A 26857-nucleotide genomic window follows, 5' to 3' on the forward strand; every position below is an offset into this window, starting at 1 on the left:
TACCAGTCTACCCCTGCCTCAGGGTGCCAACCAGCCGCCCGTCCACCATGTAGAGGGTTCGCGGAGCGGCCTCGGCGTGCCTCTCATCGTGGGTAATCATCAGGGTGGCGGTATTGAACTCAGCGGTAACCTGGGCCAGTAGCTCAATGATAGCGGCGGAGCGTTCGGTATCAAGGGCGCTGGTGGGCTCATCGGCCAGCAACAGGGAGGGGCTACCCATGAGAGCGCGGGCAACGTTGACGCGCTGGCGCTGACCGCCAGAAAGCTGATGCATGCGACGCCCGGATGCCGCCCCCAGCCCCACGAGATCAAGCAGATCGTCGCCGCGGCGACGGGCTGCGTTCAGCGCCTCCCCGCGTGCACCCGCAATGCGGGCCACCAGTTCCAGCTGCTCGGCTGCTGTCAGGGACGCAATCAGGTTGGGCTGCTGGAAGATGATACCCACCGTGGTGCGGCGCAGGGCTGCCAGCTGGCTCTCCCTGTAGTTGGTGGTGTCAGTGCCGTTGATGAGGCGCTCACCTGCGCTGGGAGCAATCAGGCCCGCGGCCACAGAGAGCAGGGAAGACTTGCCAGAACCCGAGGCCCCGGTCAGAGCCACAAACTCACTACGGCCCAGAGTTAAGTTCACAGAATCCAGGGCGCGCATGGTCACTGGGTTTCCGCCTGCATCAACGCCGTCGGGGTAGTCCAGGGTGATGTTACGCAGTTCTAGGACGTTTGTGCCTGGCGTTCCTGATTCGGCCAGGGGGCAGGTGAGTAGGTCGATCACGGCTTGAGGCTCCTTACTGAAGAGTTACGGGGGCAGCGCACTGAAAACAGGCGCGGGCTAGTTGCCGCCCAGAGCAATCATGGGGTCAACCCTGGCAACACGGCGCAGGGCAATCAGGGCCCCTGCCATACCCAGTGCCCAGATGCCGGCGGCGGGGCCAGCAACGGTAAGAGCGCTCAGCTGAAAGGGCACAGCGTTCACCGCAAGGGCACCCAGGCCTGCACCCACCAGGGCACCCAGCCCCGCACCCGCTGCCAGAATTACGGCTGCCTGAGCCAGAGCGTCCAGGGTCAAAAAACGGTGGGAGGCACCCAGGGCACGCATCACGGCGATGTCACGGGTGCGCTGGATGGTCCAGACGGTCAAGAAGGAGACAATCACCAGAGCTGAAATACCGTAGAGGAAGCCCTGCATGGTGACCAGTGAGCCGTTCTCAGACCTATAGGCAGGGAGGGCCGCAAAGGCCTCGCGGGTAGTGAGAGCCTGAGCGCCGGTCGCATCAGCGGTAGCGGCGTAATCTGAGCCGCCGGTAACAGCCAAGACGGTGCCGACGGCGGCGGCCGCGCCCTCTACCTCACGCTGGTGGGTGATAGCCTGCCAGGTGGCGGTCGTCGTCCACCCTGAGTTGGTGTGGGAATAGAAGGTATCAGCGGTGACCCCCGAAACGGTCAGGTCAGCACCTGAGAAGGTGACGGTGTCGCCAATCTCAGCACCGAGCTCCTTGGCAACAGCTTCAGGCAGGGCAACCTGCCCGTCGGCGGGGGCGGCCCCCTGCACAAGCGCGGCGGTTCGTTGTAGCAGGTCGCTACCAGCAGGGGCTGCAATCAGGGTCAGGTTTGAGGCGCCCTCCCCCTCGATCTTGCCGGTTGTAAAACCAATAGGGACGGCGGTCGCACCGGTGGCTGACCACTCGTTAGCATGGGCGGCGGTCACGGCCGAATCCGCAAAGGAGGCCTGCCCTCCAGAGCTAGCCGGAAAAAACACGAACCGGTCAGCCCCCATCTTCTCCAGGGCCTCGGTGTTCTGGCTGCCCAGCCCACCGGTCAGGCCGGTCAACATCACCAAGAGCAGGGTTATCAGGGCAACAGTCACCCCCATGAGGGTAAAGCGGCCCTTAGCAAAGAGGATGTCACGCCACCCAACAAACATCGTGAAAGCCTTTTCTCTTGAACGAACGGATATATCCATTCAAGCTGCCACCGCGGGGGCGCACATCGGGGTAAGGGTTGAACCTGCACTCAACCATGTGGTTGATATGAGGCCCCTCCCGCGCATTGTAAGCGGCGGCCTGGCACAGGCACCCCTGGCCTCCTTGGCTTCAACCGGTAAAGTGAGTTTTTATGATGACTGTGAAGCCACCGGCCGCAACCTCGCGCCAGACGCTACTGGTGCTCAAGACCCTGCGGGTAAGCCTCCACGTCATGTTCGCCTTCTTACTGGGCTTCGGTGCGGTGCTAGCTCTCATCGATAGTGCCTACCAGATGAAGCACACCGTCATCGGGGTGCTGGTGATTACCCTGGGCGCTGTGTACCTGTGGGGCACTGTCTACGAGAACCGCCGAGGGCTCCCCCACAGCTTCGGCCGCCTCTTCTACCGCCCGGGCACGGAGGCCACCTACCAGCGGGCTACCCCCTTTACCCCTGCACACCTGTGGTTAGCTACCATCACCGCCCTGTGGCTGGGGCTCATGTGCCTAGACTCCGCCTTCACCTGGGTCGTTTTCCCCATCATGTTCCTCTACCTGCACCTGCTCCAGCCGGTCGCTGGCGTTCTGATCACCGGGGTGCTGTGTGCCGCGGCAATTGCCCTGCCACTGCTAGGCCCGGCAGGCTTTGGCATGGAGCACCTGCGTGCTCAGGGCCTGGCCCCCGGTTTCATCATCGGCCCTACCCTGGGGGCACTCCTGGCCACCGTTATCTCCTTTACCTACCGGGCGCTTCGCGAGGACGCCACCAACCAGTTCCACCTGGCCGAACAACTACGGGCAGTTCAGGCTGAACTGGCGCAACAGCAGTACTCAGCCGGTAAAATTGCCGAACGCGAGCGCCTAGCCCGAGAAATTCACGACACGCTGGCCCAGGGGCTTTCGTCCATTGTGCTGGTTTCTCGCGCAGCGTCGGACTCCTTGCGGGCGGGCAAAACGGGCACCGCAGCCGAACAGGTGCGAGTCATCCAGGAGTCGGCGGCTACCAATCTAGCTGAGGCCCGCCGCTTCATCAGGGACCTCTCCTCCCCCGCCCTAGCTACCTCCCTGGTAGGTGCGCTGGGTGCGCTCGCGGGCTCTACCGAGAGGGCCTCACAGGCAGCCGGAGCCAATCTGGCCTGCTCATTCATTCTTGAGGGCAGTGAGGCCGAGGCCAACGCCCTGCCAGAGCCTATTGCCGCCACTCTGCTACGGGTAGCCCAGGGGGCGCTCGCGAATGTGGCCGCTCACTCCGGAGCAGCCCGGGCTGCGCTGACCCTGACGCTCTGGCCTGACGAGGTCACTCTCGATGTGTTCGATAACGGGCGTGGCTTTATCATGCACCCACTGGCCGCACCGGGTGCAGTGCCCGATCCCCTGCTGGCCGGGGGCGGAACCGGTTTTGGGCTGCCCTCCCTAGCCGCGCGAGTGGGCGAGGTGGGCGGTAGTCTAGAGTTTGAGTCTGGCCCTGACGGCACCGTGGTCACGGCCCGCTTACCAAGAGAGGTATCTGAATGACTGTTCGTGCCCTGCTCGTTGATGACCACCCCGTAGTACTCGCGGGCCTGCGAGCTATGTTCGCTTCATTTGAGGGGGTTCAGGTGGTTGCTGAGGCCTCGGACGGCTCCGAAGCAGTTGCCTTGGCAGCTGACTTTGCTGCGCGCGCCGAGCCTCTGGATGTGGTGGTGATGGATATTCAGATGCGGCCGGTGGGTGGGGTTGAGGCGACCCGGCAGCTGAGGGAGGCGGGCGGCCCACCGGTACTGATTTTGACCACTTTTGATACCCAAAGCGACATTGTTGCGGCGATCGAGGCCGGTGCTTTGGGTTATCTGCTCAAGGACGCACCGCCCGAACAGGTGCAGGCTGCGGTGTTGGCGACTGCGCGGGGGCAGCGGACCCTTGCCCCCGAGATTACAGCTGCGCTGATGGAACGTATGCAGCGGCCGGCGGTCAGCCTGTCGGCGCGCGAGATGGAACTGTTAAAGTTGCTGGCCACCGGTGCCACCAATAAGGAACTGGCCGAGAAGCTCTTCATTTCGCAGGCGACCGTGAAGACGCATCTGGTGCATATTTACGCCAAGCTGGGTGTAGATAACCGTACTGCCGCCATTGCTGCCGCCCGCGCTGAAAGGCTACTCTAACTCCTAGTGGCCCTAGTGCCCCTAGGAGCCCTGGTGGCCCTGTGCCCGGGGGCTTTTTTGGCTGCATGCTTCTTCCATTTGGCACCGAAATGACGGTCTTTGAAGCGCATCACGGGCACCTCTACACTCAGGTACATGAGTACACCCACGCCCACGCCCAGCGGGGCTAGCAGGGCTACCTGAGCCAGGGTCGTCCAGCCGTGTAGGTAGGGTTCTATAGCTTTGAAGAGCACATCGTGCACCAGGTAGATGCTGTAGCTTGACAGGCCAATCAGCTGTAGGGGCTGCCAGGCTAAGACCCGGTGTACGTAGGCTCCCAGCGGCTGGCGGGCGGCAGCCAACCCCCAGAGCATGAGGGCCGATGCAGACCAGGCCTGCAACGAATAGCGCAGGGTGTCGCGGAAGGTCTCATCACGCAGAACGAGAGTGAACAGGTACACGCCGACCGCCGCAATCAGCACCACATTCCGCCCGAACACCGGGATGGTACGCCCATTGTTGAGCCTCGCTCCGGAGCGGTAGTGCCTGCCTGAAACCTGGCGGCCCACCAGCATCTCGTCCTGAGCGTAGGTGTGGTACCAGAGAGCTGTCAGCATACCGATAGCGATGGCTTCCATACGGGTATCGGTACCAAAATAGATGCGGTCGATGCTCGCCCCAGCATCGTGGAGTACGAAGCGGGTAATAGACGAGTAGAGAATGACGGCCACGCCCAGCACTGTGAGGGCTCGGTGGCAGGAGCGCCAGCGAACCATGACCAGCCAGATGAGAGCGAAAACCAGATAAAACTGTTCCTCAATCGACAGTGACCACATCACGTGCGTGCCCGGAAGCACCGTAATCTGTGAGTCCAGGTAACGCAGGTTGAAGAAGAAGAAAATCTGACCTAGAAAATCTAAGGTGTCGACTTCGCCGCCCGCAACCCGATAGATGAGCGTGGGGACCACAATTGCTAGGAGCAACGGCGGCCCGATTTTGAGCAGACGGCGAATGTAGAAACCGGCTACATCAAAACCACCGGTTTTGTCGCGTTCCCGCAGGAGCAGGTAGGTGATGATGAAACCGGAAATCGCGAAGAAGATGGTAACGCCCGAGCCGCCGGGTACAAAGTCCAGCCCAGCGTGGGAAAAAACCACCAGTAGCACCGCAAAGGCGCGCATCGCGTCAATGTGGGCATAGCGATTCATTGGTGATTCTCCCCCGATGTGAGTGTGTATAGCAGGTGAACGTGCCCTAAAAAGAGTGCGAACGGGTACCCCACCACTTTACCGCCTTGCCCCCGTCATGCACAGGGATTTTTTGACGCGATATTGGCGACAGCGAGTCGGGTGAACAGATGCGGGTTGCGTTAGAGCGCCACGTTCTGGGTCTCTTCTCTAGCGGCCTTGAGATGGGCCTCAGCCTCCGCGATGTGTGCTTGTACGGTAGTCACACGCCGTGCGATGGTTTCGGTGCGGGCACAGGTAGCGGCACAGTCACCTGCACAGCGGGTCATGGCAAGCGCTTCAGCACACAGCGCCAGGGCGTTGCCTGCTTTAGAGAGGGAGCGGTGCAGGTTGGAGTAGGCGCCGGTGGGTGAGGCGGGGATGTCGGTACTTTCGCTGGGTGCCAGTTTTTGAGCTTCGGTGGCAATGGCACGGACGCGCGGGAGTAGGTCGGCCAGGTCATTGGCTAGTGGGACGAGTTCTTCGAGGGTGGGTCCGGCGGGGACGCGTTCGAGGATTTGGTGGAAGCGGTCAAGCCCGCGGACGAAGCGGTCGTGGGCACGGCGCCAGAGGCCCTTACCGAGTTCGGCGTCGTCTCTGCGGCCTTGCAGGAAGTCTTTGATGCCCACGGGGTGCTCCTTTCGTCTCTCACTGATACTTAGGTTACCCTAACATTTGCTGCAAGGTGACGGAAAGAGTGAGGTGCGGGGGCGCACTTCGCCAGCTAGCCTTCTCGCCGGTTCACTTCGCCCACAGGCGATTCAGGCCAGCCCCAGCCAGTCGGCTTCGATGTGCCCCCGCACCTCGCTTTATCAAGACTTCGTTTAAGCGCTACGGCAAGTCTGCCACTCGCGCTCAGCCTCTCTCCCTGCTCCTAGCAGCACCTAGCGCCGGGGTTCGCATCGAGCCCGTCGGTGTAGTCCTTCCAAAACTCGCGCTCGCTCATGGGGGCATGGGTGCAGCCGCTGGCACGGTGGTGGGCCAGGTATTTCTGGTATTTATCTGCTCCCAGCACCCCGCTGGCGAACCAGCGGGCGCGGGCCAAGAAATCACGGATTGCTTGCACAGGCTCCTCCTAGTGGCCGCTGTTCCCGGCAGAGCCGCTAATCTGGTCGGGGTGCCTGCGGTAGAACTCCTGCCACTGGGCTTCGAGCTCTCGTTCGGCCGGGGTGGCAATCATACCGGCCGGAGCGTAAAGCTTTGACTCAACGTAGGGGTTTTCCTTGCTTTCCTTCGCGTGCCCGTTCTTAGCCTTGATGACCTCAAGGAGGGCGGTCATAACGACCACCAGGGTCAGCACCACGAAGAGAATAGAAAGCGAACCCTGCACGAAGGTGTTGCGTACAACCGCTTCCATGGCGGCAACGTCCTTAGCCGCCCCTAGGGAGGTCTCACCGGCAGCAAGGGCTTCTTTATACCTGAAGTGGTTGGCCCAGTAGCCCACAGCGGGGTTAGACGAGAAGATTTTCTGCCAGGAACCGACAACGGTCACCACTAGGTCGAAGGCCAGGGGCAGGGCGATGATCCAAAGGTACTTGAAGCGGCCCTTATTGGCGGCGATAGCTAGGCAGACAGCCAGCGCAACAGCAGCCAGGAGCTGGTTGGCGATACCGAAGAGCGGGTAGAAAGTATTGATGCCTCCCAGCGGGTCGGTAACCCCCAGAATCAGGATAGAGCCCCAGCCCGCCACCATGACGGCGGTGGTCAGCCAGGCGCCTAAACGCCAGTTGTGGTCTCGGAACTTGGGGAAGAAGTTGCCCAGGGTATCTGAGAGCATGAAACGGGCAACGCGGGTGCCTGCGTCTACGGCGGTCAGAATAAAGAGGGCCTCGAACATGATAGCGAAGTGGTACCAGAAGCTGGTGAGTTCGAACCAGGGCAGCATCTGGTTGAGAATGAGAGCCATACCTACGGCCAGGGTGGGGGCGCCACCGGTGCGGGAAACGATGGAGTGTTCACCCACGGCGTCCGCAGTTCCCTGGAGCAGTTCGGGGGTCACATTTACGCCGGTCAGGCCCAGGGAATTGACGAAGACGGCTGCGGATTCGACGGTACCGCCGGTTGCGCCAGCGGCGGAGTTCATGGCGAAGTAGATGCCGCGGTCAATGGTGACAGCTGCGACCAGGGCCATGATAGCCACGAAGGATTCCATGAGCATGCCGCCGTAGCCGATAAAGCGGGTCTGGCGTTCCTTCTCGACCATCTTGGGGGTGGTGCCCGAAGCGATGAGGGCGTGAAAGCCAGAGAGGGCACCGCAGGCGATGGTGACGAAGAGGAAGGGGAAGAGGGAGCCGGACCAGACGGGGCCGTCGGAGCGGCCCGCAAATTCGCTAACAGCAGGTACGGTGATTTCGGGGCGTACCACGATGATGCCGACGGCGAGCAGGACGATGGTACCCACCTTCATGAATGTGGAAAGGTAGTCGCGGGGCGCCAGCAGTAGCCAGACGGGCAGTACAGCGGCGATAAAGCCGTAGATGATGACGCACCAGGCCAGGGTGACGCGGTCCAGGAGCAGGTACTGCATGCCCCACTCAGTGCTGGCAACGTAGCCACCGCCCACGATGGCTGCCATGAGTAGCACAAAACCAATCAGTGACACTTCACCCACCTTGCCGGGGCGCAGGTAGCGCAGGTAGATACCCATGAAGAGGGCGATGGGGATGGTCATGCCGACGGAGAAGACGCCCCAGGGAGATTCGCCCAGGGCATTGACCACGACCAGGGCCAGGATGGCGGTGATGATGATCATGATAGCCAGGGTTGCCAGAATGGCGGCATAACCGCCCACGGTTCCCAGCTCCTCCTTGGCCATCTGGCCCAGGGAACGTCCGCCTCGACGCATAGAGAAGAAGAGCACCAGGTAGTCCTGTACGGCACCGGCAAAGATGACGCCCACGATAATCCAGATGGTGCCGGGCAGAAAGCCCATCTGGGCTGCTAGGACGGGGCCAACCAGGGGGCCAGCGCCGGCAATGGCGGCGAAGTGGTGGCCGTAGAGCACGCGGCGGTCGGTGGCGGCGTAGTCCTTGCCGTCGGCGTCGTACTCAGCCGGGGTAGCCCGGCGGTCGTCGGGCTGGGCCAGCTTGGCCTCAACAAAGCGGGCGTAGAAGCGGTAGGCGATCAGGTAGCTAGAGACGGCCGCGAAGACGAACCAGATAGCGTTGACGGTTTCACCGCGGAAGATAGCCAACATGGCCCAGGAGACTGCGCCCAGCAGGGCAATGGCTACCCACATGGCGATGGTCTTGGGCTTCCAGGTACGGTGTTCGGCCTCGAGTACGCCCGGGTCGACGTAGGGCTGCGGGCGGTCTTGCTCCACGGTAGAGGAGCTTCGTTCAGTCATGGTGAGACTCCAGTGTGATGTGTGTGGGCCACCGCGGAAAGCGGTGTGCGTGCTCTCACACTCTACTCTTGGTGGCAGCGCGTGTCACATACACTTGCTCTTGTGACGTACGGTTTCTGTCAGAGCGACTGCAAGGGGCGGGCCCTCACGCTGAGACGGCAAGCAGGATTTTACCCCGGTGCTCACCGGCTTCTAGGTGGGTATGCGCAGATGCTGCCTGCTCCAGCGGGTAGACTGCGCTGGTGTGAACAGTCAGCTCCCCGCTCTCATAGAGGGGCCACACCAGCTGCCCCACAGCGTCCACAATACGGGCCTTATCAGCGGCGGAGCGAGTGCGTAAGCTTGTGGCATGGACGCTCAGTCGGCGCGGCAGCATATACCCTAAATTCAGTTGCCCCTTGGGGCCGCCCTGCACCCCGATTACAGCCATCGAGCCCTCAAGGGCCAGGGTCTTAATGTTGTCTTCGAGATAGGCTCCGCCAACCACATCCAGAAGATAGTCGACCCCACGGCCGCCCGTGGCTTCGCGCACGGCTTCGCGGAAGTTCTGAGTACGGTAATTGATGGCTTCAGCACCCAGCTCACGCACATAGTCGCACTTCTCATAAGAGCCCGCGGTGGCAAAAACCTGCACTCCCAAGGCACGCGCCAGCTCAATAGCGTGCGTACCGATGCCACCGGTACCGCCGTGTACCAGCAGGGTTTTCCCGTCGTTTTCCTCCGGGGTGACGCCCATGCCCAGAGTGAGCACAAGGTTGGAGTAGACGGTTGCGGCCACCTCAATCAGACCGGCGGCGTCCTCAAGACTCACCCCCTCAGGCACAGGGAGGGTATGGGCCACGTCAACCGCCACGTACTCGGCGTAACCTCCGCCGGCCAGCAGGGCTACCCGCTCCTGGTTCAAGAAGGCATCGTCCACCCCCTCCCCCAGGGCTTCAACAACCCCAGAGGCCTCCAGCCCATAAATGGCACTAGCGCCCGGAGGCGGCGGGTAGTTACCCTGCCGTTGAGAAACGTCCGCGCGGTTGATACCTGCCGCCGCCGTTGTGAGAAGAACCTGACCCGGGCCCGGCACAGGGGCGGGCTGCTCCGTCACCACCAAAACCTCCGGGCCGCCGTGCTTCTCTTCAAGAATTGCGCGCATCCTCTAGCTCCTAACTCACTCTCCCCCTGCCAGCGGGCAGAGGCAGGCACCGGCGTCCTTGCACAGCACCTACAGCCCAGCCTAACGAGAGCAAGGGCACAGGGGCCACCATTTTGTTTTATTAACCGCTTTATGTACCATGGTTAGAAGTGCCTTGCACATGTTTGGATGGTTGTCCGAGCGGCCGAAGGAGCTGGTCTTGAAAACCAGTAGGCGGCAACCCCGTCTCGTGGGTTCAAATCCCACACCATCCGCAAGAACAAAACTCGTCTGCTCACGCAGACGAGTTTTTTCGTGCCCGACCTCAGATATCATGGGGAATGCGCCACCTTATTTACGCTTGCCCACCCTAAAAACCATCTGACATTCTCGTAGGTGGAGTGCTCACGGCCCTCCACCTACGGCGGTGGAAGCCTTATTCAGTGATGAGGCCTTCTTGAAGCATCCAGTCGCGAGCCACCGCGCCGGGGTCTTCACCCTGAACGTCCACACGATAGTTAAGATCTCTCATCACATCATCGTTCAGGCGCTGCGCTACCAGGTTAAAACGGTCCTCAAGCTCAGGAAATTGTTCCAAAGTCTGAGCGTAAAAAACAGGAGCACCGTTATAGGCGGGAAAATACTGACGATCGTCTTCAAGCACCACCAGGTCAAGGGAATTGATACGGCCGTCAGTGGTAAAAATTTCACCGAAGTTGCAGGTGCCGTTATCGGTCGCAGCATAGATTGCGCCGGTATCCATAATCTGCACATTCTGCTCAGGAACACCGCTGCCGCGGGGGAGCTCGTATTTTTCGAGCATACCGTTCAGCCCGTCGGAGCGGGAGTTGAACTCCGCCTCGATACACAAGGTTCTGTCTTCCACCGGCAGGGAGGCGATATCTGAGATGGTTGTGAGATTGTGCGCCTCAGCAAACTCCCTTCGCACCGCCATACCGTAGGTATTGTTCAGCGGGCTAGGCTGGCCCCACACGAGCCCGTTGGCTCGGTCAGCTTCAGCCACAGACTGCCACATACGCTCAGAGTCAGCGATACTTTCCTCTTGCCCCAGGTAGGTCAGCCAGGCAGTGCCGGTGTACTCCCACTCCATATCAACTTCACCAGAAACCAGCACCTTGCGTGCCGGCTGCGAACCGGGAATATTCGTCATATCCACAGCGTCAAACCCTGCCGCCTCGGCGGTCAGCACCGCCATCTTGCCCAAGATAATCTGCTCTGTGAAGTTCTTCGAGCCAATAGTCAGCCGGTGGCCTTCTGCTCCTTCGATGGGTTGAATCAGCCCCGGTTCAGCCGGTTGCACCGCAGAGGTTGACGGTCTCAAACCGCACCCCGTCAACAGCAGTAGGGCCACCGCCATCAACACTAGAGGATTCACTAATTTTTTCATGATGCTTACAGACCTTTCGGAGTTGCATAGAACTCCACCACACGCGCTACCCAGTCAACCGCTAGCGCGAACACCGCGACCAATACCGCACCGAAAATTAGCACCCGGTCCAAGGCCAGGTTCACGCCCGTAGTAATCAGCAGGCCAAGCCCACCACCGTTGATGAAAGTTGCCAGGGTGGCTGAACCTACGAGGAGCACCAGGGCGGTGCGCACACCAGCGAGCAAGATAGGCACCGCAAGCGGTAGCTCCACCTTCCAGAGCACAGCCCAGGCGCTCATACCCATGCCCCGAGCAGCCTCGATAAGCCGAGAGTCCACCGCTTCTAGACCCACCATGGTGTTTTTGAGTACCGGCAGAAACCCGTAAATCACCAGGGTCACCAGAGCCGCGCGTGGCCCGAACCCCAACCAGAAGGCGAAAAGAACGATTAAACCCACGATAGGGGCCGCCTGCCCTATATTCGCTAGGCCCATGACCGCACCCGTAAACCGGTGAAAAGGCCTACGGGTCAGCAAGATACCTAAAGGAATAGCGGTAATCAGCACGAAAAAAGCTGACACAAACGTGAGGTACAGGTGCTGGCCGGCGAGAACCATCAGGTTAGCCGGCTCAAGGGTTATTTTCTCGGTTTCTGTGAGCTCAGCAGTCATCAGCCACACCACCATGGCACCCACGACCAGGAGCAGACAGAGAGGCTGTATCGCCAGGCTACGCCACCCGCTCGCTGCGGTCAGAGAGGCTGTTTCGGGGGCTGTTCCCTCACGTGTTCGGGAGCTCGGCGCCGCTTTCGTCATCTCACTCATGCCTGTTCACGCCCTACCGCAGAAGCTTCTGACTCGAGAGCTTCTGCACTGGGAACGGCGGAATCTCCCGATGAGGATCCGCCCTCTGCCACCCGGTAGGTCACAATTCCGTCTTCGGTGCGCGTGGCAATGGGGATTTGCCCCGTATTGTGCCCTACCGGCAGATCCACTTCAGCCACATCGGAGGAAGACGCCTCATCGATGGACGAAATGATGGTCTGTGCGTGCAGTAGACCCCGGTAGCGGCCGCGCGGTCCGGTCACCACTGCGACCGAAGATCCCGCCACAAGCATGGTATCGAGGGCATCGTCAAGCGTTGAAGACTCGCCAACAGTGTGGAGAATCTGGTGAGGCCGAGTGGTCACGGTGCTCATCTTCTGAAGAGCCTGCACACTCACTAAATCAAGGGGGCGGTCGTTGGCGTCCACCACCACCGCATACCTGTGCCCGTCCTCACTGACCCGCAGCGCGGCGTCCTTGGCATCGTCCCCCTCACGGAAAGCAGGGACACGGCTCATCGTGGTATCACGCACACGCGCCAGGCCTAGCTGCTTGAGCCCGGCCCCCGAGCCGATAAAGTCCTCTACAAACTTGCTCGCGGGGCGGGCCAGTATCTGCTCCGGTGTACCGTACTGCTCTATATGACCGCCTACATTGAAAATGACAATCCAGTCGCCCAGCTTAACGGCCTCGTCAAAATCGTGAGTAACGAACACAATCGTCTTATGCAACTCACTTTGAATGTGCAACAGCTCTTCTTGCAGACGCTGGCGGGTGATGGGGTCAACTGCGCCAAAAGGCTCATCCATCAGCAAAATAGAGGGGTCTGCCGCCAGGGCTCGTGCCACGCCCACTCGCTGTTGCTGACCACCCGAGAGCTCTTTGGGGTAGCGATCACGGTAAATTGTGGGGTCAAGCGATACCAGGTCGAGGAGCTCGTCAGTACGCTCAGCGATGCGCTGCTTATCCCACTTCAGCATCTTAGGTACCAGCCCAATATTTGCTCCCACCGTCAGGTGCGGCAGGAGGCCGCCTGCCTGAATCACGTAGCCGATCCCACGGCGGAGCTTGTCACTGTTCATCGAAGTCACATCTTCACCGTTAATGACGATGCGCCCAGAGGTAGGCTCAATCAGCCGGTTAATCATCTTGAGGGTGGTCGTTTTACCGCAGCCGGAGGGGCCAACGAACATGACGGTCTGCCCCGCAGGAATCTCAAGCGTGAGCTGGTCTACTGCGGGCTTTTTACCGCCATAGGTTTTGGTGACATTCTCCAGAAGAATGGTCGCACCGGTGATATTCGATGGTGAAGAGTCTTTAGTGTGAGGAGACACGGATACCTCGCGAAGTCGTCAGACGGCCCAGAAGAACCAACAGGCCGTCAAGAATAAGAGCAATAACAATGACAGCAACCACGCCCGTGACTACTGCTTCAAAAGAGTTCGCCCCACCAAGGCGGGAGAGACCGGAGAAAATAAACCCGCCCAAACCGGGGCCCAGTACATAAGCGCTCACTGCCGCAACGCCCATGGTCATTTGAGCCGATACGCGCATTCCCGCTAAAATCACCGGCCACGCCAGCGGTAGCTCCACTTTGAAGAAGGTCGCTACTCGAGACATACCGATGCCTCTCGCCGCTTCTACCAGTGATGGGTCAACATTCGACAGCCCCACCAGGGCGTTACGAAGAATCGGTAGCAGACAGTAAAACGTCACCACAATCATCGCGGGGGCCACCCCAAAACCAAAGGGAGCAATCATTAAACCGATGAGCGCGAAGGAAGGAATCGTGAGACCGGCCGCTGAAACGCCGTTCGCCATACCGGCCAGAGCGGGCCTATGGTAGCAAAGGGCAGCTAGAGCGACTGCGAGAATGGTTGCTAAGAGTAGGCACTGCACCACCAGGGAGAAGTGCTGCCAGCTAGCAAAAGCAATCTGATCCCAACGATCAGAGATGTACGAAACCATAAGCTTCCTTATACATTAAGTGATGGTGAGAAATATACTCCCCTCACCTCTGAATGTTAAGCACCCGTGTGTCAGGGACCGGTCATCTACCCCAGCTGCCGTCATCGTCTTTTGACCAGCGCTTTATTTGCCGCTAGTATTAGTGGAGCTGTGTTGCTAGGCCAGGTTGACGAGCCAGCTCCACCAGCGATGGAGACGTGCCAGAGCGGCCGAATGGACTTCACTGCTAATGAAGGGTCGGGGTTAAACTCGACCGGGGGTTCAAATCCCCCCGTCTCCGCCAGCACCGAAAGCCCCGTGGAACCGAGCAGAAGCCAGTTTCCATGGGGCTTTTCATGTTCAGGGGATGTCTTTTTGCCAGCTGCCGACGTCACCAGGGCCGCTCCCCCGTAGCCAGAAAAAGTGGGGACAGAAAAGCTAAGGACGTAGGTCTCTGACGAGAATGGTTCCTAGAAGGTTGCGAAATGGGTGAGGCGCGCCTCGCCTTCCACCAGCCTCTCCCAGTCTTCGGGCACCTCGAAGACGGCCAGTGATGAAGGAGCGTAACCATATGAGGCGTCCATGAGTGCCTCATAATCTGAAGTAGGGCTGGCGAGTCGCAGGGCGGCGTCCTGCACACCGGGCAGATGCGCGACAACCATGAAGGACTGCACACTCGCCGGGGTGCGGTTGATGGTGGTCAACAGTTGCGAAGAAGGGGCGTTGTACAGTCGTTCATCGAGGCTGGCAGTGGGAGCTTTTTCACCCAGTGCCTCTGAGACCCAGGTAGTGGTCTGCCTGGTGCGTAGCGCCGATGAACACACCACCATTTCTGGCACAAAGCCCTGCTGCAGAAGCCAGCTGCCAGCTCGTTGCGCCTGCTCGTGCCCGCGGCGGGTCAAGGGGCGGTTGAAATCGTCTAGGCCCCAGTCAGCCTCAGCGTGACGCATGATAATCAAGGTGCGGGCATCGTGGCGAGGCAAAACAAAGTCGGTCATATCTTCCATCCTACGTGTCTCTTGCCCGGTCGTCCTGTTCTCCCCAGAATCGACCTCCACACCGGGGCGCTCTCAGGTACAGACCCTAACTGAGCCTCACCGGTGGTTTCACCTGGCAGGCTCATGAACCAGCCGGGTTCACACCGAGGTTCATGTGGCTTCTCCCTAGATGACCGAGCAGGCAAGGCGAACTAGTCAGCGCTCAAAAACCCCCTGAGCAGATACACCGTCTCGTCCGGCTTCTCTGCATGAACCCAATGGCCAGCGCCCTTCATCACCACACGGCGCATACGTGGGAAGAGCCGTCGCATAGGCTCGATATCGGCCTCGGTAATGTAGGGTGATTTGCCACCTGCCACCCAGAGCACAGGTTCGTCAAAGCTCCCCTCTGCACCGGGCCAGCCCATAATTTCGGGCAGGTGGGCCCGTAGCATAGCCAGGTTGGGTTCCCAGCTGTTCCCCGTCTTTGACAGACTCAGGTTCTGTAACAGGAAGGCCCGGGTGCCCGTCTCTGGCACGTTGACGGCTAGGTCGGCATCAGCCTGCGAGCGTGTGGAATAGTCGCCAAGAGGCAGGGCCAGCATGGAGTCCATGAGCACCTCAAAGCTTCCTTTAGACTCCCCCGGGGCGATATCGAGCACCACCAGCTTACTCACGAGATGTGGGTGCCGAAGCGCCAGTAGCATGGCAATCTTGCCGCCCATAGAGTGGCCTATGACCGCCACCCGCTCGCCGGCGGCATATTCTGTGACAGTCTCAGCGGCTATATCAGCCATCGCTCGGTAGTCAAACGTCTCGGTCCAGTAGCTCCCCCCGTGGTTGGGTAAATCAACGAGCAGGGTCTGCGCTACGTCCCCCAGTCCCTTAGCGATGCGGGTAAAATTTTTGCCCCTGCCCAGCAGGCCGTGCAAAAACACGGTTTTGCGGGGGCCAGAACCAACGATTGATGTTTTGAGAGCGGGTGACGTCATGCCCTCTACTCTACTACCGTGCTCTCCTCGCCCCGACACCCAGTGTTCTGGGCGGGCGGCTCAACACAAGGACGCCCTGCACCACCTCGGTGAGGCAGGGCAGGGCGTCGGCACGGTTGGGGGTCGCCTAATCCTAGATGGAATATTCGGGAGCGGCCCAGACAACGACTTCGGGGTGCTCGTAGAAGCGGTAACCCTGGCCACGCACCGTGCGCACGGTATTCGATAGGCGGCCCAGCTTAGAACGCAGACGGCGAATATGTACGTCAATGGTTCGCTCGTTGGGAACCTCTTCGGCATCTCGCCAGAGACTGGTCAACAGCTCCTCGCGAGCAACCGTGCGCTGGCCGTTCTCCACCAGGTAGTTGAGTAGCTCAAACTCCTTATAGGTCAGATTGAGCATCTCGCCGTCAAGGTAAACCTCTCGGCGTGAAAGGTCAATCAGCACACCCACAGAGTGACTGGGCTTGGACTCCTCCGAGACCGTATGGTGCGACGGGGCGCTGGCCTCGGGCTGGTAATGCACCGCGGTAGGATCCCCTAGTGCGTTGCGTACCACTTCGAGGTCACTACCCTGCGCATCTGAGGGGGCCAAAGCGACTGCCGCATACGATTCGGCGCCGCTGACGAGGTTCTGCACATAGGCACGGGTATCTTGAACAATGCGCACCAAAGAGGTGCCTTGCTGGGTCGCAGCCTCTTCGCTGAGACCTACGTAGATAACGAAACCTCGGGCTTCGTTTTCTGGGGCAGCTGCTCGCTGCGGTTCTGGCTTATACGTCATAGGGCGAAGATTTGCGGGTTGCTGCTTTGCAATACCACGACCATGACCCGCAACGCCGGGTTGGCGCTGAGCGGCAGAACGGTTGCGCTGCGAGATGTGAACGTATCCCGGTGCACCTGACATTTGTCTACCTTCTCCCTGATTTGGCTACATGAGTGTGTGGTTCCGCAAGACTACACAACCGATGTGAGTGCGGCTCTGCTGTCTACTTTTAATCGTTGTCGCAATTTGTTGTTAAAGCAAGTAACAATCGCGTATTTTTTCAACCAATCCGAGTTTACACCTCTCGCAAGACTTAAAGAGGTGAGAACTCTTGCGGTCTTTAGAATACTTTTACACTCATATACCCAAACGGCAAGGCTAGAGTTTCTGTTTTCTGCATATTTTCACCTGCATAGCAGGGTGGGTAGCTAGATAGGCCCACAGGGCACTTGTCAATACCCAACTTCCCCTCAATCTCATCATGCAATACTGTAAGCCTCTTTTCTCAGCTACGCGATGGCAGCTGCCCCGCCCCCTGGATCTACCGCGCCCACAGTCACAGCTGAACGCTACTCAGCTACACCGTAAAGGCGGTCACCAGCATCGCCCAGGCCTGGAACAATATAGGCCTTCTCGTTAAGACGCTCGTCTTGAGCGGCTAGGAAGAGGTCGATACCGTCCATGCCCTCCACTCCGCTCTCTAGGGCGGCCATCCCTTCAGGTGCGCCCAGCACACAGATGCAGGTAATACGGTCAGCGCCTCGGGCACGCAGGAATTTGATGGCTTCAATAAGGGTGCCGCCGGTGGCCAGCATGGGGTCAAGCACATAAACCTGGCGGCCGGTCAGATCCTCAGGCAGACGCTCGGCATAGGTGACAATGTCAAGGGTTTCTTCGTTGCGGGCCATGCCCAAGAAACCGACTTCGGCTGTGGGGATAAGGCGGGTCATCCCCTCTAGCATGCCCAGCCCAGCACGCAAAATAGGGACGATGAGTGGGCGGGGGCTGGCAATGCGTGAACCCGTAGTTTGCGCCACGGGAGTCTCCACGCTGTGGGGCTCCACACGGATTTCGCGAGTTGCCTCGTAGGCCAGCAGGGTCACCAGCTCATCAACAAGCTGGCGGAAAACCGGTGAGGGGGTATCTTTATCTCGCAGAACAGTGATTTTGTGATCCACTAGGGGGTGGTTCAGAACTTTAATACGCATAGTTAAAAGCTATCAGCTGAGGGAAAGTAAGTATCTCAGGCATCTACCATCGTTACATCCTCGTAGTTTTCGGGGAAGGCTAGAATCATGAACCCGAATCCACTCAGCCAGCAGCAAACACCACCAGCACCCAGCCACACCCCCCGCCCAAACTCGCCACACTTTAACACTAGTCTTATCCCATGCCCCTAGTTACCTACATTGACGAGTCCTACACCCAAGAACTCTTTTTCCTCGGGTGCGCGGTAGCAGAAGAACATAGCTGGGAACGAGTAGACCAAAGACTAATCCAGTTCCTAGACAGCCAAATCGAATACCACAACCTGCCCGCCAACGCCGAACTGCACGCCCACGAAATACTAGGCGGGGCCGGTAAATGGAAACCTCTCAGAGGAAAGCACAGGGAAGCTAACTACATCATCAAACAGGTTCTAACTATCCTGCATGAAGAGAACGTTAAATTTATCTTCCGGGGCATAGACGTAAACCGCCTAAACGCACGTTACAAATACCCAGACCCGCCCCACGCTCTAGCGCTTCAACACGCCCTAGAACGCGTCAATGAGCACGCAAAACGAACAGGGCAAAGAGAACCCGTCTTGCTCTATGCCGATGTAGTAGACACCAAAACTGAGCTGCAAGCCCAATTCGCGGGTTATCAGCAGCACTCAACGGGCGGGTACAGGCCCAGCCATCTGGAACACCTAGCGCCGCATATCCAGTTCCTCGACTCACGCCTAGCGCCAGGGCTTCAAGCAATAGACATAGGCGTTTACCTCTACAGGCGTTTTCAAGCGGTGCCCTATGAAGGTCACCCCAAAGCGCAGAAAGCCCGTGAGCAGCTGCAAGCCCTACTCAAAGATATGACCGTTCATGCTTGGACGTGGGAACCCTAGGGCAAATAAATAGGCCCCCAAAAGCGGGGGCCTATGCTGGCAACGTTCTGGTAACCAGCCCGTTGTAACTGCAACGATACAGAACCCGCACAGGTTAATCAAGCGCTCGCAGACACGCCACCAGCGCCCCCGGGGTTAGACTGACACCAAGCACCAGCACCGCAGAGGGGAACCGTATGGACACCACACCCACCAGCAGCACAGACCCGGAATTTAACGCCGCCTTAGAGAAAGTCCTTGAAGAGCTGGCCGGGGTAAACGCTATCCTTGCCGACCAGTAGAGCCACCTAGCCCCCACCGTCTGCGCCCCTCTTGCTGCCCCCTGTTAATCTGGGAACCATGAGCACCACCAGCCAACACCAAACCCCACCGGCCCCAGCTCTCACCGACACCGAACTAACCCAACTCGCCCACGCCCTGAACAGCTACACCGCTAGCGCCCACCCTGCCTACCGCGCCGCAGCTGCCCGCACCGCCCTAGACGCTCTAGCCTCTATCAAGGCTCACATCTGGGAGTCAGCAGCAGCCACGCAAACTAGCCACCCGCGCCGGTACGTTGCTCAACAAATTTACGTGGTATTTACGTGGCGGGGCCTTTTTCGGGCACGAAAAAACCCGTCTCACCTAGCTCTTACTAGGGTAAACGGGTTTTTATCTGTGGCGGTGACGGAGGGATTTGAACCCTCGGTACGGGGTTACCGTACACAACATTTCGAGTGTTGCACCTTCGGCCGCTCGGACACGTCACCAAACCCCAGAAATTTTACCCTAGTTACTTCAACGCCTCAAATCAAAGCTGATTACCGGTAAGTGCCCTGGCACGCCAGGGACCTGCACAAACGCAGGCATGGCACCCGCAGCCATCCACTCCACGGTCAGCAGGAACCCACAATGTACCCGTCTATGGTCAGCATGACCAGTTCGGCAGCCTCGTCAGGGGTACGTTCGGCACCGTGGCGGGTCTCGTCCATAGACAGCATGAAAACAGCGCCGAAAATCATCAGCGCCACCCCCTCAGCTGAGCGGTCAGGGTGCACCTCGTAGCGGCGGGAAAGCCCATCAATCAAATCGCGCAGAAACCTCATGATATCAGCGCGAATCATGTCGGTCGTCGGGGACCATTCAGCCTCAGCCCGCCAGAGTTCGGACACCCAAAGGCGAGCGAAACCTGGGTGAGCACTCAGGTAGACGACAGCGGCCAAAAGCGCAGCGCGTAGTGCCTCACGAGGGTCGTCCTTGATACTGGCTAAAGTCATCTCTGCCAGTAGTAGCTTGGCACCGTACTGAAGCAACTGATCAATCATGGTCCTCTTGGACCCGAAGTTGTAGTAGACCGTGCCCTTTGAAACACCTGCCCGTTCAGCAATATCTTCAACGGTAGTGGCGGTGGGGCCGCCCTCACTCATAATCTCCATAGCAGCTTCAAAGAGCTTGAGCTGAGTTTTGTTGGTGCGCCCGGGGCGGCGAGTGGATGCACCAACCACCGGAGTCTGGTGAGCGTAAACAACAGCGTCAGCCTGGCGATCAACCACCCCTACCCCCTATTTATTTGAAAAAATCATATTACTTTTTCAAAGATACATGATTTTACGGGCCAGCACCCGGGGCTGAAAGAGTGTCGCCCCTAGCGGTGCCCACTAAAGAAATCGGTCAGGAGCTGCGCACAGTCAGCTTCAAGCACCCCAGGATAGACCTCAACCCAGTGGTTGACCTTGCGGTCACGCAACACATCATAGACGCTCCCTGAAGCCCCTGTCTTTTCCTCCCATGCACCCATGATGACTGTGGGTAGGCGGGCCAGCAAAATCGCCCCGGCACACATAAGACAGGGTTCGAGCGTGACCACCAGGGTGCAACCGTCAAGCCGCCAGGTTCCCAGGTGCTCTGCGGCCTGGCGGATGGCCAGCACCTCCGCGTGGGCGGTGGGGTCTGCGTCAACTTCGCGCCGGTTATGCCCCCGCCCAATCACCTGCCCGCTGGCATCTACCACAATCGCCCCGATGGGTACATCGGCATGAATCAGGGCCAGTTTAGCCTGGTCTATGGCCTGATACATGAGGGCCTCATGGGCTGAGTTTCGGGGGCGGTTGGTGAAGGCTGGGCGGGGCATGGTTCTTTCGTCGAGAGTGTGATGAGTCAGGTCACTCACAGCTGACTCCTTGAACGGAGCCAGCTAGTGGGTTACGGCAAGTGCGTAGGGCAGGACGCCGGTAGCACCTGCTGCGCGCAGGGCGCGGGCAGTGACGGTGGTTGACCAGCGTGAGTCTATTCTATCGGTGACCAGCAGAACAGGCCCGGGGCTGGCTGCCAGGTAGTCTGCCGCTGACACAGGCAGGCGATAGGCACTCAACACGCCGGCGCAGCGAAAAACACTGTTACCGCCAAAATGAGCGGGAGCACCCACCATCTCAAAGTCTCCCAGGTCAACCAGCTGCCCTGCGGCGGCGATACCGCGGGCCAGCGTTGAGGCTAGTTGCGGGCGCACCGGAGAGGGCAGGCCAATCACCGCCGTGGGGCGCTGTTTCCAGCCCCAATCGCGGAGCACCCCCAGGCTGGCCTGACCCAGGTCAGCAGGGACGGGGCCGTCCACGGGGTTGCCGTCTGGGCCGGGGGCAAAGATTTCGCGCAGACGGTTGCCCCAGCCTAGGTCAGTGAGGCGGGCCAGTGCACGGCCCTCTTCAGCCCGTTCCGCTTCAGCTATTTTGCCGCGCAGAGGTTTGCCCGTAACCTCATGGGCTGCACCGGGCACCAGCTGCCCTAGGCCGGAGGGCCACATACCGCGCGGCTCAACAGGTACCCCGGCGCGCGCCAAGGTTGCACCAGCACGTTCGGTCAGCGAGCGGTCATAGTCGGTGGGGTACCAGGGCCCAGCACACACGTCACAGATACCGCAAGGCGCTGCGGTTGTGTCGTCCAGCTCATGAACTAAAAAGACCATGCGGCAGGTATCGGTCTGCTGATAGGCCAGCATGGATTGCTGTTCGCGTTGACGGGCCTGGCGCACGCGGGCGTAGCGCGGGGCATCATAATGCCAAGGCGCACCCGTTGCTACCCAGCCGCGGGAGCCGCGCTCAGCTGCCCCCTCAACGGCCAGCACCTTGAGGAGCAATTCCAGGGAGGAGCGGCGCACATCCACACGCGCTTCGAGAGCAGGTACGCTCAGCTCTTGCCCGGCTGCGGTTGCCTCGGTCAGGGCCGCCAGCACCGCGCCAGTATTTTCTTCGGTAGGCATCGAAGCGGTGGCAAAGTACTCCCAGATTTCCTGATCTTCATTGCCGGGCAGCAGGAGCACGTCGGCCTTGATAGCGCCGCGCCCGGCTCTGCCCACCTGCTGATAGTAGGCAACGGCGCTGGGCGGTGCCCCCAGGTGCACCACGAACCCCAGGTCGGGTTTGTCAAAGCCCATGCCCAGAGCGCTCGTAGCGACCAGAGCTTTCACCCTGTTTTCTTTGAGGGAGATTTCGGCTTCGCGGCGTTCGTCCGGGTCGGTTTTGCCGCTGTAGGCTAGCACCTCGTAGCCTGCAGCACGCAAGTAGGCAGCGGTGTCGTCCGCCGCCGAGACAGAAAGTGTGTAGATAATACCCGAACCCGGCAGGGAGCTAAGATGGGTGGCCAACCAGCCCAGCCGGTCGGTGGCTGAAGGCAGGTGGAGCACACCCAGCCGTAGCGAGTTGCGTGAGAGCGGCCCGCGCAGAATGAAGACGCCCTCGCCCCCCTGCGCCGCATTCCTGCCTCCGTGCGCTCCTAGCTGTTCGGCGACGTCCTGCACCACACGCTGGTTGGCTGTTGCCGTGGTCGCCAGCACCGGGACGGAGGCCGTCAACCCAGCAATCAGGTCACGAATGCGGCGGTAGTCGGGGCGAAAGTCATGGCCCCAGTCAGAGATGCAGTGGGCCTCGTCGATGACGAGCAGGCCGCAGGTTTGCATGAGCTCGGGCATCCAGTCGCGGCGAAAGACCGGATTGTTGAAGCGTTCCGGGCCGACCAGGAGCAGGTCAAGTTCACCGGCGGCCAGTTGTGCCCGAATAGAATCCCATTCGGTCATGTTTGAGGAGTTGACCATGGCTGCCTTTACGCCTGCCCGGGCGGCTGCCTGCACCTGGTCGCGCATGAGCGCCAGCAGAGGTGAAACAATCAGCGCGGGCCCGCTTCCAGCGCGCCGCAGGAGTAGGGCTGAGATAAAGTAGACGGCTGACTTACCCCAGCCGGTGCGCTGAATGACCAGCGCCCGTCGGCGGTGCTTCACGAGCGCTTCGATGGCCTCGTATTGGCCGGGGTGAAAGTCAGCTGTCGGGTTGCCCGTGAGGCGGTGTAGCAGTTCGGCGGCTTCGGTCAGCAAAGACCGGGGGGCGGGGCTTTCTACCACGAACCTGTACTAGCCTCGGTAGCCCTGTGGATTCTGCCCGCCGCCTGTAGCGGTACCCATGTAAGCGCTCTGCAGCTTCCATTGCCGGTAGCTTCTGACCTGCTGCATGTAGTGGGAAACCGGGCGTTTCCAGGCGAAAACCAAAAAGACAATTGACAGCGCACCGACGATGGGGTCGAGCAACAAGGTCCAGTGGAAGTAGAGGAAGAAGCTCACGACCCCAAGCAAGCTAAGGATTTGAATGGCTGCGATGATGGTCAGCACGATACGCGCCCAGTTACGCCCCTTGGCCATAAACACCGTAAACATGACCAGAAGGGCCGACCAGATAAGGCTAAAGATAAGACCTATGACAAAGACGATAGATGTTGCGGGCGGATTAGCTTGCAGAGTTATTTCAGATTCCAGCGTGGCCTGTTCTCCGGCTGAGGTACCCCCTGATAAAAGTGACAGAAGCCCATTGGCGGTCCCCCGCTGAATCTCTTCGTAGTAGAAAATCTGAAGCACCGAGCCCAACAAGCCCAGAGCGATGATTATGTACATCATCATGGTAGCAGTCTTAAGCGGCTTTGGAGCTACCGGCTCCTCCATGTGGGCAGGGAGACCCTGGCCGTAGGCCTGGGCGAAGGTAGCATAGCTCTCCTGGTTGGTGTATTGGCCTTGGGGGGCACCGTACTGCTGGGGTGCGTTGTAGTTGGGGTAAGCCGGTGGCTGGTTCGGCGAGGGCTGCTGGTAGTTGCCAGTGGGCTCGGTCATGGGGATGAGGCCTCTTTCTGGGGCTGTACGGGCTGTCTACCCTTTAACCCTACCGGCCAGCGGCAAAATCAACCAGAGTTTATGCTCCCCATAGGTGAACTTCTCGCGTGTGTCGTTAGCATCTCTGCCAGAGCTGAGATGGGTATCGCGCCCCAGGCCAGGGTTAGCTGCCCGATATGAGCGGTATTCAAGCCCCTTCAAAGATGCCGCGAGCGCGGTTTTTCTTTACCGAGGACGCGGGAAAAATACGACCGCTCATGGAGATATAGACTCCGGGTTCAAGTAGGTTGAGGGCGGCTACGGTTGCACCCAGGTTGAAGCTGGCATCGGACTTGCGCATGGACGCGGGCTGCATGGCCCCGGTGAGTACCACAACCTTGTGGCCCAGCTCGGCGTTTGCCTCGATGTAGCGGGCGGTCTCGGGCATGGTGTCGGTACCGTGGGTGATGATGACACGGTCATTCTCTACAGCGTCCAGGGCTTGCACCAGGGTAGCGCGGTCGGCGTCGACTATATCGAGGCTGTCGAGCTTGAGCACGCTTCGCACATCGAAGGCGGTGTCGGTGAGCACGTAGCTGAGTAGCTCGGGCACCGAGGGTTCGCCGATTTCGAGTTCACCGGCTACGGAGTAGACCTTGTCAAAGGTGCCGCCGGTGGTCAGGATGGTGACGGTTTCTGCGTTATTGATGGGCATGGCTTCCTTGGGGTGAGTTTTAAGGGCCTTTTAAGTGTAGTGGAGCGATGATTGCGGGTGCCTTAGCCTGGCGCTTTGGTTCGGTGTGGTTGAGGAGGCATTAGCATGATGAGAGAACCTGTTTGCGAAGGAGAACACTATGACCGTTTCGGGAGCGGCTATCACCCTCAGCTTCCCCATTGTTGGGGCCCAGTGGCTGGCAGCCAATATCGCTGCACCTAACCTGATTGTTTTGGACGCTTCGGTCGGCGAGTTCGCCGGAGCCAGCACGGGCATTCCCGGTGCCCGCCGTTTTGATGTTGACGGTGAGTTCAGCGCGCCCGAGGGCGTGCACACCATGCTAGAGGCCCAGGACTTTGAGGCCAAGGTGCGTGCCCTGGGCATAGGTGAAGATTCAGCAATTGTGGTCTATGACCGCCAGGGCATGTTCTCTGCCGCCCGTGGCTGGTTTATGTTCGTGGCCATGGGGCACGATAACGTGGCCGTCCTTGACGGGGGCTTGCCCGCCTGGGAGGCAGCCGGTTTCAGCCAGCTCCCCCTCAATGAGGGCCCCTTTACCCCCGGTTCTTTTGTGGCTGAGGATCGCGGGGTCTTCGTTGACGCTCTGACCACCAAGGCCTTCGCTGAGCGTCAAGATGCCGCTGTTATTGATGCCCGTAGCGCCGAGCGTTTTGCCGGCACTGCGCCTGAGCCCCGCCCGGGCCTGCGCGCCGGGCATATTCCCGGTTCAGTCAACCTGCCCTTTACGTCCCTGCTGGATGAGCAAGGACGCTTCCGCGCCCCCGAAGAGGTCAAGGCCGCCGTGGACGCGGTGGCGGGGGATGCCGAAACCCTCATTTTCTCCTGTGGTTCTGGCGTCACCGCCTGTATCGATGCCCTGGCCGCCTATGTTTCGGGCTACACCGAGCTCGCTGTCTATGACGGCTCCTGGGCCGAATGGGGCGCGCCCGACGCCACCGGCGTCCGCCCGGTCGAGCGCTAGAGGCGAGTCAAATCAGCACCCACTTTGTGTCTGCTGGCGTCCAGGGCATCCAGCGCGTGCCAAATCTACTGAAGTCTTATTCAAAAAGTAATCGGGCGACCCAGGCTCGGTAGCAAGCGCGAGCCTGGGGAGCTGCAATGAAGGGACTTTTGAATAACTTTTGAATAGGCTTCAAAGTCTCCCAGCGCACTCTAAGGCCCGCTTCCCTACCAAACAAGAGTCTGCGCAGTATTCTCCGGAGCAGCTCGCACACTTTTCTTACAACCCCTATAGGATGTAAGTATGAGAATTTCAGTTCTTGGAGCTACCGGAACAATAGGCTCCCTCGTCAGCAAAAAATTGGAGCAGAAAGGCCACGACGTTAGGCGCGTTAGCCGGTCGCTTGGCTACGATTTGACGCAGGAGGCCCATGTACAACGAGCAGTTGAGCAAGCTGACCTAGTGATTGACTGCCTCAATATCGACACCCTGAGCACCAAGAAGGCCCTTGCTTTCTTCGAAGGCACCGCTTCACGCATAGCAGCTGCCGCGCAGGAGGCAGGTGTTGGGCGGATAATCTGCCTATCAATTTATGGGGTGAACAAGCAGGCGGTAGCGCGGGGTTACGGCTATTATGCCGGAAAGGCCGCTCAGGAAGCGGCCTATCAGGCTGGTGCAGTTCCGGTGACCATCATTGAATCAGCACAGTGGTTTGAGCTTCTTCCTGTGATAGTCAGCAAAACGACTATGGCTGGGATTTGCTTATTAGCGTCGATGAGAATAGCCCCTGTTGCCGCAGAACGGGTTGCTTCTTTGGTTGCAGACCAGGTGGAGGAGCGCTCTGAGGGCCAGAACAGAATTACTATTCGAGGCCCCGAAGTACTGGATATTAAGACCGCGGTGGAGAGTTGGCTCAGTATCAAGGGAGAGATCGCTGGACTGAACCCCCGGTTTGTATTTCAGCTCCCCTATTTGGGTAAGGCTATTGCAGGTGGTGACTTGGTGCCTGAAGAAGGACTGGTCGATGAGGTAAGTCTGAGCGATTGGCTCAAGGGTACCCCGGAAGGCACGCGCCCCCGAAGAGGTCAAGGCTACCGTTGACGCCGTTGCCGGGGATGCCGAAACCCTCATTTTCTCCTGTGGTTCTGGCGTCACTGCCTGCATCGATGCCCTGGCCGCCTACGTTTCTGGCTATACCGAGCTCGCTGTCTACGACGGATCCTGGGCTGAGTGGGGTGCAGAGGACCCTGCCGGGCTGCGTCCGGTTGAACGCTAACCGCATGGTCAACTGAGTCCAGCGCTAAAAGCT

26 protein-coding genes and 3 tRNA genes are annotated in these 26857 nt (G+C 59.6%); 8 read left to right on the forward strand and 21 right to left on the reverse strand.

Annotation, left to right across the window (positions count from 1 at the left end; translation table 11 throughout):
* Positions 1-7: 7 nt before the first annotated feature.
* Together L6966_RS07210 and L6966_RS07215 are read right to left on the reverse strand one after the other, a co-directional pair.
* Positions 8-769 carry an ABC transporter ATP-binding protein gene (locus tag L6966_RS07210; RefSeq protein WP_237224313.1) on the reverse strand — a complete coding sequence of 254 codons (762 nt, stop codon included), beginning with the start codon at positions 767-769 and terminating at the stop codon, positions 8-10.
* Positions 770-826: 57 nt separating this feature from the next.
* A complete protein-coding gene (locus tag L6966_RS07215) occupies positions 827-1918 on the reverse strand; it encodes an ABC transporter permease (RefSeq protein ID WP_237233134.1) in 1092 nt (363 codons plus the stop codon).
* Positions 1919-2109: 191 nt separating this feature from the next.
* Here L6966_RS07215 and L6966_RS07220 point away from each other — a divergent pair, with 191 nt between their 5' ends.
* The gene (locus tag L6966_RS07220) at positions 2110-3471 is read left to right on the forward strand and encodes a sensor histidine kinase (protein ID WP_237224311.1); all 1362 of its coding nucleotides are present in this window, start codon (positions 2110-2112) and stop codon (positions 3469-3471) included.
* Positions 3468-4097 (forward strand): response regulator, encoded by a 630-nt coding sequence (locus tag L6966_RS07225; protein ID WP_237224310.1) that lies wholly within the window; start codon positions 3468-3470, stop codon positions 4095-4097. Before L6966_RS07220 ends, L6966_RS07225 begins: the two co-directional genes overlap by 4 nt.
* Here the strand turns inward: L6966_RS07225 and L6966_RS07230 are convergent.
* The 5 genes from L6966_RS07230 to L6966_RS07250 all read right to left on the reverse strand — a co-directional run bounded on the left by L6966_RS07230 (position 4094) and on the right by L6966_RS07250 (position 9792).
* Complete coding sequence (locus tag L6966_RS07230; protein WP_237233135.1) at positions 4094-5284, reverse strand: acyltransferase family protein; 1191 nt, start codon at positions 5282-5284, stop codon at positions 4094-4096. The two genes, L6966_RS07225 and L6966_RS07230, sit on opposite strands and share 4 nt — an antisense overlap.
* Before the next feature lie 161 nt (positions 5285-5445).
* Positions 5446-5931, reverse strand: coding sequence for a dehydrogenase (locus L6966_RS07235; protein WP_083092110.1), 486 nt, complete (start codon positions 5929-5931; stop codon positions 5446-5448).
* Between the two features lie 245 nt (positions 5932-6176).
* Positions 6177-6368: a YbdD/YjiX family protein gene (locus tag L6966_RS07240; protein ID WP_237233136.1), complete on the reverse strand. Its 192-nt coding sequence runs from the start codon at positions 6366-6368 to the stop codon at positions 6177-6179.
* A 9-nt stretch (positions 6369-6377) separates the two neighbouring features.
* Positions 6378-8648 carry a carbon starvation CstA family protein gene (locus L6966_RS07245; RefSeq protein WP_237233137.1) on the reverse strand — a complete coding sequence of 757 codons (2271 nt, stop codon included), beginning with the start codon at positions 8646-8648 and terminating at the stop codon, positions 6378-6380.
* 145 nt (positions 8649-8793) lie between these two features.
* Positions 8794-9792: an NAD(P)H-quinone oxidoreductase gene (locus L6966_RS07250; protein WP_237233138.1), complete on the reverse strand. Its 999-nt coding sequence runs from the start codon at positions 9790-9792 to the stop codon at positions 8794-8796.
* A 166-nt stretch (positions 9793-9958) separates the two neighbouring features.
* Here L6966_RS07250 and L6966_RS07255 point away from each other — a divergent pair.
* Positions 9959-10046 (forward strand) — tRNA-Ser (locus L6966_RS07255).
* A 161-nt stretch (positions 10047-10207) separates the two neighbouring features.
* Here L6966_RS07255 and L6966_RS07260 read toward each other — a convergent pair.
* From L6966_RS07260 to L6966_RS07275, 4 genes are read right to left on the reverse strand one after another with little or no spacing between them, the layout of a single operon-like run.
* Positions 10208-11179, reverse strand: a complete 972-nt coding sequence (locus L6966_RS07260) for a glycine betaine ABC transporter substrate-binding protein (protein WP_083092114.1) — start codon at positions 11177-11179, stop codon at positions 10208-10210.
* A gap of 5 nt (positions 11180-11184) precedes the next feature.
* Positions 11185-11976: an ABC transporter permease gene (locus tag L6966_RS07265; RefSeq protein ID WP_083092247.1), complete on the reverse strand. Its 792-nt coding sequence runs from the start codon at positions 11974-11976 to the stop codon at positions 11185-11187.
* 5 nt (positions 11977-11981) lie between these two features.
* The gene (locus tag L6966_RS07270) at positions 11982-13319 is read right to left on the reverse strand and encodes an ABC transporter ATP-binding protein (RefSeq protein WP_272878596.1); all 1338 of its coding nucleotides are present in this window, start codon (positions 13317-13319) and stop codon (positions 11982-11984) included.
* Complete coding sequence (locus L6966_RS07275) at positions 13303-13953, reverse strand: ABC transporter permease (protein ID WP_237224305.1); 651 nt, start codon at positions 13951-13953, stop codon at positions 13303-13305. The genes L6966_RS07270 and L6966_RS07275 overlap by 17 nt, the downstream gene beginning before the upstream one ends.
* A 191-nt stretch (positions 13954-14144) precedes the next feature.
* Here L6966_RS07275 and L6966_RS07280 point away from each other — a divergent pair.
* Positions 14145-14236, forward strand: a tRNA-Ser gene (locus tag L6966_RS07280).
* 166 nt (positions 14237-14402) lie between these two features.
* Here the strand turns inward: L6966_RS07280 and L6966_RS07285 are convergent.
* The 4 genes from L6966_RS07285 to upp form a co-directional block, all read right to left on the reverse strand.
* On the reverse strand, positions 14403-14930 hold the full coding sequence (locus L6966_RS07285; protein WP_237224304.1) for a SixA phosphatase family protein: 528 nt from the start codon (positions 14928-14930) through the stop codon (positions 14403-14405).
* Between the two features lie 191 nt (positions 14931-15121).
* A complete protein-coding gene (locus L6966_RS07290; RefSeq protein WP_083092116.1) occupies positions 15122-15901 on the reverse strand; it encodes an alpha/beta fold hydrolase in 780 nt (259 codons plus the stop codon).
* A 133-nt stretch (positions 15902-16034) separates the two neighbouring features.
* On the reverse strand, positions 16035-16808 hold the full coding sequence (locus tag L6966_RS07295) for a winged helix-turn-helix domain-containing protein (RefSeq protein ID WP_083092117.1): 774 nt from the start codon (positions 16806-16808) through the stop codon (positions 16035-16037).
* A gap of 428 nt (positions 16809-17236) precedes the next feature.
* Positions 17237-17875 (reverse strand): uracil phosphoribosyltransferase, encoded by a 639-nt coding sequence (gene upp, locus L6966_RS07300; RefSeq protein WP_083092118.1) that lies wholly within the window; start codon positions 17873-17875, stop codon positions 17237-17239.
* Positions 17876-18057: 182 nt separating this feature from the next.
* Here upp and L6966_RS07305 point away from each other — a divergent pair, with 182 nt between their 5' ends.
* On the forward strand, positions 18058-18771 hold the full coding sequence (locus L6966_RS07305) for a DUF3800 domain-containing protein (protein WP_237233139.1): 714 nt from the start codon (positions 18058-18060) through the stop codon (positions 18769-18771).
* Between the two features lie 658 nt (positions 18772-19429).
* Here L6966_RS07305 and L6966_RS07310 read toward each other — a convergent pair.
* From L6966_RS07310 to L6966_RS07335, 6 genes are all read right to left on the reverse strand, one after another.
* A tRNA-Ser gene (locus L6966_RS07310) sits at positions 19430-19520 on the reverse strand.
* A gap of 126 nt (positions 19521-19646) precedes the next feature.
* Positions 19647-20303 carry a TetR/AcrR family transcriptional regulator gene (locus L6966_RS07315; protein WP_237233140.1) on the reverse strand — a complete coding sequence of 219 codons (657 nt, stop codon included), beginning with the start codon at positions 20301-20303 and terminating at the stop codon, positions 19647-19649.
* A gap of 92 nt (positions 20304-20395) precedes the next feature.
* The gene (gene tadA / locus L6966_RS07320; protein ID WP_419721887.1) at positions 20396-20881 is read right to left on the reverse strand and encodes a tRNA adenosine(34) deaminase TadA; all 486 of its coding nucleotides are present in this window, start codon (positions 20879-20881) and stop codon (positions 20396-20398) included.
* Between the two features lie 63 nt (positions 20882-20944).
* Positions 20945-23137: a RecQ family ATP-dependent DNA helicase gene (locus L6966_RS07325; protein WP_237233141.1), complete on the reverse strand. Its 2193-nt coding sequence runs from the start codon at positions 23135-23137 to the stop codon at positions 20945-20947.
* A 9-nt stretch (positions 23138-23146) separates the two neighbouring features.
* Complete coding sequence (locus L6966_RS07330) at positions 23147-23893, reverse strand: hypothetical protein (RefSeq protein ID WP_237224300.1); 747 nt, start codon at positions 23891-23893, stop codon at positions 23147-23149.
* Between the two features lie 187 nt (positions 23894-24080).
* Entirely contained in the window at positions 24081-24587 is a 507-nt protein-coding gene (locus L6966_RS07335) for an asparaginase domain-containing protein (RefSeq protein WP_237224299.1), read from the reverse strand.
* Between the two features lie 139 nt (positions 24588-24726).
* Here L6966_RS07335 and L6966_RS07340 point away from each other — a divergent pair, with 139 nt between their 5' ends.
* The 3 genes from L6966_RS07340 to L6966_RS12325 all read left to right on the forward strand — a co-directional run bounded on the left by L6966_RS07340 (position 24727) and on the right by L6966_RS12325 (position 26824).
* Entirely contained in the window at positions 24727-25569 is an 843-nt protein-coding gene (locus tag L6966_RS07340) for a sulfurtransferase (RefSeq protein WP_237224298.1), read from the forward strand.
* 282 nt (positions 25570-25851) lie between these two features.
* On the forward strand, positions 25852-26649 hold the full coding sequence (locus tag L6966_RS07345; RefSeq protein ID WP_237224297.1) for an SDR family oxidoreductase: 798 nt from the start codon (positions 25852-25854) through the stop codon (positions 26647-26649).
* A complete protein-coding gene (locus L6966_RS12325; RefSeq protein WP_369127124.1) occupies positions 26591-26824 on the forward strand; it encodes a rhodanese-like domain-containing protein in 234 nt (77 codons plus the stop codon). The genes L6966_RS07345 and L6966_RS12325 overlap by 59 nt, the downstream gene beginning before the upstream one ends.
* Positions 26825-26857 lie beyond the last annotated feature (33 nt).

The organism is Rothia nasisuis, from assembly GCF_928381405.1.
GTDB lineage: Bacteria > Actinomycetota > Actinomycetes > Actinomycetales > Micrococcaceae > Rothia > Rothia nasisuis.